We start from the raw sequence: 12,333 nt of genomic DNA, 5'->3' as shown, positions 1-12,333 counted from the left end.
GGCGCATAGTGGTTCTATGCAACGAAAATGAGCGCTCAAAATGGGCCAGAGTGGGGCGGTCGCAGCGGCGGGACTTTCTGCCACGCAGACTCCTAGCACTGGAACAACCGGTTAAACGTCGCGCTGAACTGCTCGTGGGCGCTGTCCAGCAAGGGCTCGCCATGGCCGCACAGGGCGTGCCTGAAGTTCAGTGCCTGCAGGCGGCTGAAGTCCTCGGCGGCCGGTTCCGCAGCCTGTAGCCAGACCGGGCCCACATTGGCCGGTGTGAAGAAGCCCATTCCCGCCATCCGTTCGCGGGTCACGTCGCAGAAATGTTCATCCGGTCTCAGCCAGTTCTGGAGGGCATCACAGGCGACCAGGATGCCACCATCCCGGTCCAGGTGGAGCACGCCTTCGGGAACGTTGGAGGTTCTGAACTGGAACAATGAGGCATCACTGATGGGTAATGGTGAGGTCTGGTCGAGGGGGTGAGCTGTAGTGTCGTCATCCTCCAGACCGGGAGTTACCCAGTAGCGGGCCTGGTACCGATCCAGGTAGAACGCGTCATCCCGCCCGTGCAGCGCGCCCAGGCGGATTACGTCGGTAACCTTTCCCAGGCGGTCGAGTTCGGCCAGGCCGCTGTCATCCATCCGGACGGTGTTGATCAGGATCAGTCGTTCGCCATCCCGGACAATGGTCATATTGCGGCTGAACTGCCAGTCCAGGTCCATAAGCACGGTTTCCATGGCACCGCTGACCATGAATACATCGGTAAAGACCTCTTCAATGGCACCGTGTGCCAGGGCGGGAGGGAAAGGGGGAGTTACTGCCTGGTCCATAGAGGTTCCTCAATCTTTATCATAGTTATATTGGCCGACATAGCGATACTCCCTGGCGTACTCGTTAAGGTAAGCGTTGAGGTATTGCTTCTGGGCCTGATCAAGGCGTCCCTTCCGGATGTCGTCCATGGTTTCATCAACCTTGCTGCTGTCCAGCCTTCTCAGGTGATACAGCGTCATATCCCTGCCACCAAGAAAGCCCCTGAGAAAGTCGTGCAGCGGCCGGGCCTCCGACATGTCGAATACCGCACCATAGAGTGCGGTATAGAGCGGCTGGTCGGCCAGTGTTTCTTTGTCAAAGATTGGGAAATTGCCCAACGGCGGCGTGAATGCGGGATAGTCGGCCATCTGGTGTACCGGATGACTGGCCAGGGCCTCGATATAATCCTCATCCAGCCCGGCCTGGCGGGCCCCCTGCAGCACGATGTTCAGGTAGCGTCGACTGGGCAGGCGGCTGTTATCGATAAACCCGGGCATGCCTACATAGGTGAGGGCGGGGACTTTCCTGTCATTGCCACCAGCACCCCCGGGCCGTACTACCTCGACCTCAATGCGGTCATAGCCGTGGCCATAGGCTTCTGCGGCATCCAGTTGTGTCAGGGCCTCGTCCGGGCATTCGTGGAGCACGCCGAGGACGCGGTCGTCCGGGTTGCCGGTGGGTTCGATATTGCCCACGCCTCCCTCGTGCCGGAAGAAGTGCTGCACGTTGAAGCACAGGCGCCAGCCGGGTAATACGGCTTGTCGCGATGCCAGAGGCTCAACCCCCTTGGCTCTCAGCGACAGCATGCTCATGTTGGAACCGAAGCCAAAGTACTGGAACATAGGACGTCGCGAAGTATAAACAGGTGGTCGTGGCTGTTCAGCCCAAGTACCTGATTTATTGAATTAGCCACAGGTTAACCTGCCAGCCGTGACTTTTCTATAACCCCGTATCCCAATGTCTGGACGATTTTTCGAGGGCCGGCCCGCGGTTGCCGCCGTTGGACCGCGGACCGGTGATACCTTCTGGGAGGACATCCTCAACGGTCCTGCGGACGGCCTGTCTCATCCATGTTTGGGAAAGTCCTTGTCATAGGGCACGGAAAACTCTGGCACCGCCTTGCGGGGCTGTGGCTCGGTGAATACCGCTTCAAAGGTGGGGGCTTCCGTGATCCGGTCGCCAAGGCCCCAGGTTTCCCGGGCAATGCCATACCAGTCGAGCAGCGTTGCGGCAAAGGAGGTGGCATCGAAGCTCTGGTCGCCAGTGCTGCGCAGGATCGTCTGCGGCCTGATCCAGGGGGAGGCGAACACTGCCGGCACCCTCGGCCCCATGAGGTCGAACCCGAAGCCGTCGGCCATATCGTTGGGCCAGGGCTTGCGGGCGTAGGGCGGGGGTACATGGTCGAAAAGCCCGCCGTTCTTGTCGAAGGTCACCACCAGCAGGGTTTTCGACCAGACCTTTTCATTACTGCTGAGGGCCTGGTAGATCTCGTTGAGGGCTCGTTCACCGGGGACCACCGAGTTGAGCCCGCTGGCGGAGGAACCGGGGTGATAGGAAGTGCAGTTGTCTCCAACCCAGGCAGGCTCCAGGTAGCTGAAACGGGGCAGCGCGTCGTTCTTTACATCGTCGTGGAACTGCTGGAGCGGTGCGATCCACCAGGAGCTGGGCAGGTCGCCGTAGGGCCTCGCCTCCAGCACGGCCTTCGCCCAGGCGGCGTCCACCTCTGGTATCTGGCCCTTGAGGTAGAGTTGGTGGGTGAACACGGCCTCCTGCCAGAGGATGCTGTAGTATATTTTCCAGTCCTGGTGACCGTGGCTCCACAGGGTTTTCCAGAGCGACTGGCGGTGTGCGGTATCGGGCCAGTCCTGGTAAGCCTTGCCTCCCTCCCAGGTGCCGAGGCGGTTGTAGGCCGACCCGCTGACGGAGAAGCCGCGGTTGATATCGGTTCCGCCGGGCACGGAGCCGAACCAGTCGTCACTCACCGCAAATGCCCTGGCGAGGCCGTTCAGCACCGACAACTGCTGTGGGGTAAAGCTGGATAGCACCGCCGCACTGTCCTGGTTCCAGGCAAAGCCGTCCATGGTGGGCGTCCGTCGTCCCGAGTAGCCCTGGTAGCCATGGAACATCTGCATCAGCACATCGCTGTTGTCGTGCCAGGGGTCCTGGGCGGGGCCGCCGAGCACGAACTCGTTGCTCAGTCCGCCATCCATATACTGGCTGACAAACGCCTGCCGACCATCGGGGAGAGGGTTGTTCATCGACGTATCCAGGCCACGGAAGCCGTCCGTGTCGGGCCCGATCCAGTTCAGACCATCCCGCTGGCCGCGTTCGTAGAGCCACCCCAGTACATTGTCGAAGGACCGGCTCTCCAGCATGTAGTAGACCACATGCTCAATCTCCCGGCGCATGAACTCGATGGTGCCCGGTGTCTTTGCGCGAACGGCATGGACCGGTTGGCTGGGCACCACGCCAGACAGGGTCGATTGCGGTTCAAAGCCGTCCGGTAGTGGTGCGGTGTTGAGCGGCTCACCCCCCAGCGGGTCCGCGTTGCGGGCATCAAACGGCCAGATGCGACAGCCTGCCGAGGGTGCTGCCGGTTTCCAGGTGACCAGGTACCCGCCCACCACGCTCATGGCGTCGCTGTCATCAATCGTGCTCCAGTGGCCTTCCTGCACGGTGGGCAGCGGAAGGGGCGGGGCGGACTGGGGATCAAAACTCCAGACCCGGTAGTGGGCGCCCTTGCGGTCCAGCACATAGTTGCCGATGGGGTAGAGCTCACGGTCGGCCGTGATGTCCCGGAAACCGCCGCTGCTGAATTCCCCGGTGGAAAGGCAGTCGTGCTCCACTTGCGGGTCGAAGCGCCAAAGCTGGTAGGTGCGGCGCCCGGCGGCGGGAATAAGGCTGAGGACATACCCCGGCAGGCCGATCAGCTCGATCTGCTCAAAACCTGCGCCAAAGTCGGGGCGGTAGTCGCCGAAGAACTTCTCCCGGTCCCAGGTGCCGTAGGTTACCGCTTTCTCCGCCAGGGGATTGCTACTGTCGCGGTCGTACTTCACCACCCGGTAATGGATGACATCGTCATCAGCCGTTGGCGGCGTCCAGTCCACCAGGTAGCCGCCTACCTGCATCAGCCGGTGGCTGGTGGGGAAACGGGCGTGGCTGGCCATCGGTACGTCCGAAAAGGGCTGGTTGGCGTGGGGGGCGAAGGCGTAGGCGGCATACTGATCCGAATCGGGGGAGCGTTTAAGGGCAAAGGCTTTTGCCGTGGCCTGCGCCTCGGTGGGCGTGAAGCTGTTGTTGTCGAGCCCAAAGGCCTGGTTCTGCTCCTTCATGATTGCCAGCAGGGCGTCGGCCTTGTCCTTCTTTACCGTGCCATTGCTGGCGTCCCAGCCCCACTGTTCCTCCAGGGCGGCCAGGACCCGGTGGGGATTGTCATCGGGGTGGTCGGCCATATGGGCCTGCCAACCGGCGGCAATCAGGTCCTGGCACATGACATGGATCGGGGGCGGGTAGTCGCCATTGGGTTTGAAGGCATCGCTTAACGGCAGGTTGGTGTCATAGAGGTATTCGCTGGGATGGTTGGCACACAGGACCCAGGTCTTCGCGGCCGGTTGCCCGTGGTTACCCTCCAGGATCGACAGTTGCACGATATCCAGGGTGCCAGGCGTCTTCGACAGGTCAAAGGCCTGCCTGAGCCAGTCATGGACCGGCTCGCCGTAGGCGACCATCGGTTGGGTCAGTTCGTGACCGGTCTCCGCCAGTGGTGTCAGGAAGTTCCGTAGCTGCGCCAGGGTGTAGGGGATGAAGTCCTGGTTGTAATCGCTCAGCTCGCTACCGGCACCCCCCGGCGCGGCGATGGGAGCCACATCCACGATGCGTTCCACCGAGGTGTTGCCGGCCCCGTCAAAGCCGTTCTGTGCCAGCAGGCACTCCCAGCGCCGGTTGGTGGGAGAATACAGGTAATCCTTATAGGTGAAGGTCTCCAGGGGCGGAAAATGCAGTAGCTGAACCGATCTGACATTGGCCATGGCGAGGCCAAACGGCAGCAGGAACTCCCAGCCTGCGCGCGCCTGGTATGGGATCTTCCCGTAGTAGCTGGTCAATGCCTGTTTACCCGCGGCAACGTATTGCGGAATCAGCGTCTCATAGGGGGAAACATCGTCACAGGGGCTGGTGACTTTCAGCCGGTACTCGCCATTGCCGTTGCGATAGGCCTGGGCCCAGGACCCGAAGTACCGGTCCCGTTGCAGGGTCTGACTGAATACGAAGGTGATGGCGTCCTCAAGGTATGGGCTGTCGTCCCCGAACCTGAACAGACCCTCGATATCCTGGTAGTAGCCCAGTCCGATATCAATACTGCTGCGTTTGGCGCTGGTTTCCTGGCTTTGCACAGTCGTCTCCCTGTTATTGGTATTGACGCAGTATGTGGTGACACGGGCCGGAGTGCCAATTGCTGCAGCGTATCCAGCGATCAGTATGAGCGGTTAAGGCCCTGGACGGGGCCTGGCAGGTTGTCGAACTCACTGGATCACGGTCAGGCGGGATAAGGGCCTTGATGGGTAGTGCGTTACGCGGATGATGATCGGCAGGGCGGTAAGCAGGGTTCAGGGGTGGTTGTTGATTGGCAGGTATGGAAGACGGAGGGCCCTGGCCGGTGATGGTCAGGGCCCTGTCAGCAGATCATGATGCGCTGCTGTCGGCCTTCTCTTCGACCTTGCTGTCGGCAGTTTCAGCCGCCTTGGTGTCGTGCTCTTCCTGGGAAGCCTGCAGCTGCTGCTCCAGGACCTCTTCCATCCACACTTGCTGTGCACTGGCGTTGGCGGCGCCGAGGACACCGGCAACAGCGATGGCGGCGATGGCAGCGGTTTTCTTCACGTTTGCATTGATACCGAACATAATAAAATTCCTCATTAACGACTATCTGGTTGAGTCGGGTATCAGCGTTCAGTAGCCTTCGCTGATCTCGATGGTTGTATTATTGAGGAGTTAGGCTGCTCACAAAAATTGTTTAATCGTATTCGATTCATCATTTCAGGTGATGTTAATGGCCGTGGATTGGAAGCCAGTGGCAGTACGGCTTTCTTGACCACGGCGTAATCCGGCTTAGGGTTAGTAGTGACGAGTTCACGTTTGACAGCCGGATCACCGGACAACCGAAGGGAGCACGCAATGAGCAACAAGATCCAGGTGGCATCACCACTGGTCATCCTCCACGGCGACGAGATGGCCCAGGTGGCGTTCGAGGAACTGCTGAAGACCTTCGTCTCCTCACGGTTGGATATCGAACTCAGGGAAATCGACCTCTCCGCCGAGAATCGCCTGGTGACCAACGGCCATGCGGTGACAGAAGCCATCAAGGCGCTCCGGGAGTACGGTGTGGGCATCAAGAACGCGGGTATCACTGTCAACCGGAGCCAGCTCGACGAGTTGCTCCGAAAGCACCCGGGCGTCGACGGCACCTCCCTTGACCCGTTGGCGACCAAGTCGCCGAACGGGGCCATCCGCAAGGGCATTGGTGGCAACATCACCCGGGAGGATATCCAGTTCCGCAATATCCGGGTGCGCAGGCCCGAATGGGTCGGCCGCGACATCGAAGTGATGACCATGGACGACGGCGGTATCAAGGACAGCTTTAACGAACTCTCCCGGGCCACGGGTATCATCAAGCTGCTCTTCGTGGGCAGCAGTGGCGACCCGGAAGAACTGCATCGCCGGGAGATCAGCAAGGGCGATCCGCTGCTGCTTGCCACCAACAGTGTCGACGACATCGCGGAGTGGTCGCACCGGTTTTTCCAGCGGGCCATTGATGAGAAGCGGGACATCTACCTGGGCCTGAAGGACACGGTGATCCCCGGCTACGACGGCGCCATGCGATCCATCGTCGAGGGCATCTACAGACGCGACTATCAGGAGAAAGTGGAAGCCCTCGGTCTCGGTTTCCATTACGAACTGATCGATGCCCAGGCGGCGAGGATCGTTTCCAACCCGCCGGATCGCGCACTGTGGGGGGTGCCGGACAACACCACCGGCCGCAAACTGTTCAAGCTGGTCAACCAGCTCAAACTCCATGGCATTCCGCCCCGCAATGCCCACGTGTCCATCTCCCGCATGAGTGCCGGCGGGGGCGACCAGTACGGCAGCTTCAACGAGCCCGCCCGGGAAGACGGCATCGTCAAGGTGGTGGTGGACGGTGAGGAGAGGCATGCGAGGCATGTCAGGAAGGGCGATCCCATGCTGCTGATGTCCAACGACCGCAAGGCCATCAAGGACTGGGTCAGCCAGGTCTTCCGTGACGCATCACGCAAGCAGAAGGAAGTGTATTTCGGCCTGAAACGGGAATACATGGAATACGATGAAGTCTTCAGCAATGTCATCACCGAAGTGCGCCGGGAACTGGCCAAGGAGGACACACCGCCACCCTCCTTCATGATCATGCGGCCCTCCAGCCAACTCATCAAGATGATTACCGACCCGCCCCGGAATGCCCTGTACCCGTCCCAGAACCTGGATGGGGACATTTTCTCGGACATATCCGCCGCCCTGGGTGGCAGCCTGGCCACCGCCAGTTCGATCATTGAAAGCCAGGAAGGCACCATGCTCTTCGAGGCACCCCACGGTACCGCCCATGACCTGTACGTCCGGTATCAGGAAAGCGGCGGCAAGGAGGCGCATTTCAACCCCTCGGCACTGGTCTACGCCCTGGGCAACGCCCTGGAAACCCTCGCACTGAACGAAGGCAACGACGAACTGGCAGGGTATGCGCTTGCACTCAAACAGGCCCTCAAGGATACGGTGGCCGATGGTATTATCACCGCCGACCTCAAGGGCAAGACCACCGACCCGGACTCCGAGAAGGTGGTGGATCTGTATGGCTTTATCGATGCCCTGCGGGAAAGACTGTGATAGGAGACTAGTAGGTCGGACGAAACGGTTCCGGCGACGAGCCAAGCCCCCAGTTGATGACCTCCTTCAGCTCAAACAGCGTGGGCTCGCCCCCCGGGTAGCCGCCACCGGTATCGATGTAGAAGCGGTTGGCCAGGTGAGTGGGGGAGGCCAGGGGCGTGTGCCCGAAGAACACATGGTCAATGCCGCTGACCGGCGGGGCAGGCTGGCCACGGAGTGCGTTTGTCAGAGTTGTCCGGCCCCAGATGGCATACTGCCGGTCGTCATCCGACAGGGGCGAGGACCAGCATGTCCATCGGGCCCCGGGAACCTCGGCATGGACCACGCCAACCCTCTGGCCTTCCACGGGAACTTCCATGGCCAGTGAGGTTTTCTCGGCATGGGTTGTGATCCGCTGCTTGAGGTCGTCCCGGTCGGACTCCAGGGCCCAATCGCCTCCGTTGAGCATCCATAACCGGAAATCGGGGGAATTCCGGGAGGTGTCCAGGCCTCTCAGCATCAGGTCTTCATGATTACCCCAGACGCTATGGAACCAGGGCTCCCGGACCAGCTGGAGACAACGCCAGGAGTCCGGCCCCCGGTCGACCAGATCGCCCACCGAAAGCAGGCGGTCCGCCGCCGGGTCGAACCCCCTGGCGTCCAGTTGCCGCATGAGGGCGTCGTAGCAGCCGTGGAGATCACCCACCACGAAATCCCGACCGCGGTCATTCTCTGGCAGAACGGTTAATGCCTGGAGTTGCATGGGTGTTTTGCCTGGTTGAAGGGAGGTGGCGTGGTAAACACCCCCGATATTACTTTCCTTACCTGAAAATAGCTGATAAAGGCTGAACTGTCAGCGGTTTATGGGAAAGCCCGGGGTTGGCGGTGCCGTTAATCCGTCCGGGAAGCGTGAGCCATCCCCGACGCTGGTCGGAATTCCATGGCAGGCTATGCTTGGGGTATGAGCGACCCTGAACGTTCCCACTGGAGTGGCTATGCCGGAACAGGAACATCGCGACACCATGGCCGAGGCCATGATGGCCGCGCTGGATGAGACCCTGCAACATGGCGAGCCGGGGAACCGACGAGACACCGGGCTGACCCTGGACAGCCAACTTGAAAGCGACCTGGGGCTGGACAGCCTGAGCAGGGCGGAATTGCTGGTGAATGTGGAACGCCGGTTCTCGGTCCAGTTACCCGAACAGTTGCTGAGCGATGCCGACACCCCGCGGGATATCCTGGATGCGGTAGCACGGTTGAGGGGAGAGCAGCCGGAGTCCGCCGGTGGTCATTCCTACACAGAAGGCCTGGAGGATACTGAAGAGGACCGCGAACATTTCCAGGTACCGGATTTCGAAACCCTGCAGGAGGCCCTGCAATGGCACAACCGGCGGCATCCCGGGCGAACGTACCTGCACTGGATCCGAAGCTATGACGATGTCGCCCCGCTGACATTTGGCGAGTTGCACAAGGGGGCGCTGCGGGTTGCCAATGGTCTTTTCCAGCATGACCTGCGCCAGCGGGATACCGTGGCGTTGATGCTGCCCACCGGCCATGACTATTTCCATGGCTTCTTTGGCACACTCTATGCCGATGGTATTCCGGTGCCGCTTTACCCGCCCGCACGGGCCTCCCAGCTTGAAGAACACCTGCGTCGGCAGGCGGACATCCTCAACAATGCCCAGGTGCGGGTCCTGATCACCTTGCCGGAGGCACGCAAGCTGGCGTCCCTGATCAAGGGGATGGTGCCAACCCTCAGGCACGTGGTGACGCCGGATGAACTCTGGGGCCACCCGCTGGATCGGCCAGTTGGCGGCTCCGGGGCCAGGGACATCGCCTTCCTGCAATACACCTCTGGCAGCACCGGCAATCCCAAGGGCGTCCAGCTCAGCCATGCCAGCCTGTTTGCCAATATCCGTGCCGCCAATGAGGTGCTGCAGGTGGACCAGGACGATGTCTTCGTCAGCTGGCTGCCGCTCTACCACGACATGGGGCTGATCGGGACCTGCCTGTCCAGCCTGTGGTATGGCATGCACCTGGTGATCATGTCGCCGCTGCTGTTCCTGACACGGCCCCGGTACTGGCTGTGGGCTATCCACCAGTTTGGCGGTACGCTGTCGCCGGCACCCAACTTCGGATACGAACTCTGCCTCCGGCGCCTGGACGACAGTGACCTGGAGGGGCTGGACCTGGGCTCCTGGCGGGTGGCATTCAACGGTGCGGAGGCCGTCAGTCCGGATACGGTCGAGCGTTTTATCGAACGCTTCCGGCCCTACGGGTTCCGCCCTGAAGCCATGGCGCCGGTTTACGGTCTGGCGGAGAACTGCGTCGCGCTGACCTTTCCGGCGGAGCCTCGGGAACCGGTTATCGACGAGGTCGACCGTGACCGCTTCCAGGAGCAGGGCGAAGCCCGCCCTGTGGGCGCCGGGGCAGGAAACCCACTGCGCTTCGTGGCCTGCGGCAGGCCCATTCCCGGTCACCATATACGGATTGTCGATGCCAGCGGCAAGGAACTGCCCGAACGCCACGAGGGAGCGTTGCAGTTCACCGGACCTTCCGCCACGGCGGGCTATTTCCGCAACGACGAGGAGACCGCCAGGCTGTTCGAGGGGAATTGGCTGAATACCGGTGATCGCGGGTATATCGCCGACGGTGAGCTCTATCTGACCGGTCGCAACAAGGACCTGATTGTGCGCGCAGGCCGCAACCTCTATCCCGGTGAGATCGAAGAAATGGTCGGTAAACTGGAAGGCGTAAGAAGTGGCTGCGTTGTGGCCTTCGCCACCGGCATGGGGGAAGCGCAGGGCGAGAAGTTGGTGCTGGTCGCCGAGACACGGTCGACCGACCGAGAGCTCCGCGACCGCCTGAGGGACGACATTGCCCGCATCGCGCGGGAGTCGCTGGGCATCGATGTGGATGATGTGGTTATCGTCAGGCCCCGTAGCGTTCCCAAGACCACCAGCGGCAAGCTGCGGCGCCATGAAGCCCGCCTGCGTTATGAACGGGGTGAGCTCGAGCAAAAACCGGTGCCGGTATGGCGTCAACTGGCACGCCTGGCCCGTGGTAGCTGGCTGCAACAGGCAAGGCGTATGGTAACCGGCATGGGGCGTTTGCTCTATTCCGGCTGGGCCTGGGTAGCCCTGGTTCTGATCAGTGTACCCGTGGTGGTACTGGTCAATATCCTGCCCCGGTTACGCTGGCGCTGGCGGTTGTGCCACTGGGCCGCCAGGCTACTGGGCCTGCTGACCGGCACCCGCCTGCGGGTCCACGGCGGGGAACGGCTGAAGCAGGTGCCCGGGGGCTGTGTGATTGTGGCCAACCATTGCAGCTACATTGATGCGTTCGTTATGACCGCGCTGGTGCCATTTCCCGTCACCTTCCTGGCCAAGGCCGAGCTGCGTCGGTTTGCCGTGTTGCGGCGTTTTATGGACAGAATAGGCGTGGAAACCATCAAGCGCGCCAGCGGTGAGGCCAGTGTCCGGGGCTCGCGACAGATTGCCGAACGCGGCCGTGACCACCGCCTGGTGTTCTTCGCCGAAGGCAGCTTTGATGCCGCCCCGGGGTTGCGGCCCTTCCATATGGGCGCGTTTATGACGGCATCGCTGCTCCGGGAACCGGTTATCCCCATTGCGCTCAGGGGGACCCGCACCAAGTTACCGGCGGATCGGTGGAATCCCCGGCCAGGCGCCGTGGACGCCATTGTGGGGGAGGCCATCGAGCCGACCGGGGATGACTGGGCCTCCGCCATCCGGTTACGGGATACGACCCGCAGGCGGTTGCTGGCGATGACCGGCGAACCCGACCGGCTCGCCTGGTAATGGTCCGGGATGACAACCTGAGAACCGGACGGCAGTTACGCTGGCCCCAACCTTTTCTGTGGGCTACCGGCTTGAAAGAAGCTGTTGCCGGACGCAGTAAGATAGGACTTTCCCGCCAATGATCAGGAGGTGAACCATGCGTGTTCTTATTGCCGGTGCCAATGGCAAGATCGGCCAGCACCTTGTCCGGCAGATGGCCGGTAGCCAGCACTCCGCCCGGGCCATGGTCCGGAACCCCGAGCAGGCGAAGACGATGGAGGAACTGGGCGCCGCCGAAACCGTGGTGGCAGACCTGGAGCAGGACTGCAGTCATGCACTCAAGGACTGCGACGCGGTGGTGTTCACCGCCGGCTCCGGCCCCCATACCGGCCCGGACAAGACCATTGATGTGGACCAGAACGGTGCCATCAGACTGATTGACGCGGCCGAGGCAGCCGGCGTAAAGCGCTTCCTCATGGTCAGCAGCATGCGGGCCGATGCGCCGGGAAAGGCCCCGGAGAAACTACATCACTACCTGCGGGCCAAACAGAAGGCGGACGAACACCTGCGTGCCAGCAGCCTGGATTTCACCCTGGTCCGCCCCGGCCCCCTGACCAACGATCCCGGTACCGGGCGGGTCGAGTTGCGCCCACGGCTTGACCGGACCGGCTCCATTCCCCGTGAGGATGTGGCTGCGGTGCTGCTCGCCACGCTGGATGCGGACAACACCGTGCACCAGACCTTCGACCTGCTGTCCGGGGATGACGGGATTGACGAGTCCCTCGTGAGTCTGTAAGCGCCGCCTCTCCTGAGCGGTGTCAGGAATATTTTCTGGCACCGGGCCTTGCCTGTCGAT

General features: G+C 61.7%; 8 protein-coding genes. 3 read left to right on the top strand and 5 right to left on the bottom strand.

The features are described 5' to 3' along the window. Positions 1–92: 92 nt before the first annotated feature. The 4 genes from ACJO2E_RS08270 to ACJO2E_RS08255 form a co-directional block, all read right to left on the bottom strand. A complete protein-coding gene (locus tag ACJO2E_RS08270; protein ID WP_406963403.1) occupies positions 93–818 on the bottom strand; it encodes a hypothetical protein in 726 nt (241 codons plus the stop codon). A gap of 9 nt (positions 819–827) precedes the next feature. Continuing rightward, a complete protein-coding gene (locus ACJO2E_RS08265) occupies positions 828–1,640 on the bottom strand; it encodes a gamma-glutamylcyclotransferase family protein (protein ID WP_406963402.1) in 813 nt (270 codons plus the stop codon). Positions 1,641–1,862: 222 nt separating this feature from the next. Next, complete coding sequence (locus ACJO2E_RS08260; protein ID WP_406963401.1) at positions 1,863–5,189, bottom strand: alkaline phosphatase family protein; 3,327 nt, start codon at positions 5,187–5,189, stop codon at positions 1,863–1,865. Positions 5,190–5,478: 289 nt separating this feature from the next. Then, positions 5,479–5,694: a hypothetical protein gene (locus tag ACJO2E_RS08255; protein ID WP_406963400.1), complete on the bottom strand. Its 216-nt coding sequence runs from the start codon at positions 5,692–5,694 to the stop codon at positions 5,479–5,481. A 273-nt stretch (positions 5,695–5,967) separates the two neighbouring features. On the opposite strand from ACJO2E_RS08255, the gene ACJO2E_RS08250 reads away from it, so the two are divergent. Next, positions 5,968–7,701 (top strand): isocitrate/isopropylmalate family dehydrogenase, encoded by a 1,734-nt coding sequence (locus ACJO2E_RS08250; RefSeq protein WP_406963399.1) that lies wholly within the window; start codon positions 5,968–5,970, stop codon positions 7,699–7,701. A 7-nt stretch (positions 7,702–7,708) separates the two neighbouring features. Here the strand turns inward: ACJO2E_RS08250 and ACJO2E_RS08245 are convergent, their stop codons facing one another. After that, positions 7,709–8,443, bottom strand: a complete 735-nt coding sequence (locus tag ACJO2E_RS08245) for a metallophosphoesterase (RefSeq protein WP_406963398.1) — start codon at positions 8,441–8,443, stop codon at positions 7,709–7,711. A 232-nt stretch (positions 8,444–8,675) separates the two neighbouring features. Between ACJO2E_RS08245 and ACJO2E_RS08240 the strand changes: the two genes are divergently transcribed. After that, positions 8,676–11,498 (top strand): AMP-binding protein, encoded by a 2,823-nt coding sequence (locus ACJO2E_RS08240; protein WP_406963397.1) that lies wholly within the window; start codon positions 8,676–8,678, stop codon positions 11,496–11,498. Positions 11,499–11,634: 136 nt separating this feature from the next. Continuing rightward, positions 11,635–12,273, top strand: coding sequence for an SDR family oxidoreductase (locus ACJO2E_RS08235; RefSeq protein WP_406963396.1), 639 nt, complete (start codon positions 11,635–11,637; stop codon positions 12,271–12,273). Positions 12,274–12,333 lie beyond the last annotated feature (60 nt).

Source organism: Marinobacter shunpengi (assembly GCF_045449695.1).
GTDB lineage: Bacteria > Pseudomonadota > Gammaproteobacteria > Pseudomonadales > Oleiphilaceae > Marinobacter.
Note: the sequence above shows the minus strand (reverse complement) of the source record. Positions and strands in the feature narration are given on the sequence as shown.

Coding starts and splice junctions, on each gene's coding strand:
- ACJO2E_RS08235 (WP_406963396.1), top strand. CDS start 11,635: ATGCGTGTTCTTATTGCCGGTGCCAATGGCAAGATCGGCCAGCACCTT.
- ACJO2E_RS08270 (WP_406963403.1), bottom strand. CDS start 818: ATGGACCAGGCAGTAACTCCCCCTTTCCCTCCCGCCCTGGCACACGGT.
- ACJO2E_RS08240 (WP_406963397.1), top strand. CDS start 8,676: ATGCCGGAACAGGAACATCGCGACACCATGGCCGAGGCCATGATGGCC.
- ACJO2E_RS08245 (WP_406963398.1), bottom strand. CDS start 8,443: ATGCAACTCCAGGCATTAACCGTTCTGCCAGAGAATGACCGCGGTCGG.
- ACJO2E_RS08265 (WP_406963402.1), bottom strand. CDS start 1,640: ATGTTCCAGTACTTTGGCTTCGGTTCCAACATGAGCATGCTGTCGCTG.
- ACJO2E_RS08250 (WP_406963399.1), top strand. CDS start 5,968: ATGAGCAACAAGATCCAGGTGGCATCACCACTGGTCATCCTCCACGGC.
- ACJO2E_RS08255 (WP_406963400.1), bottom strand. CDS start 5,694: ATGTTCGGTATCAATGCAAACGTGAAGAAAACCGCTGCCATCGCCGCC.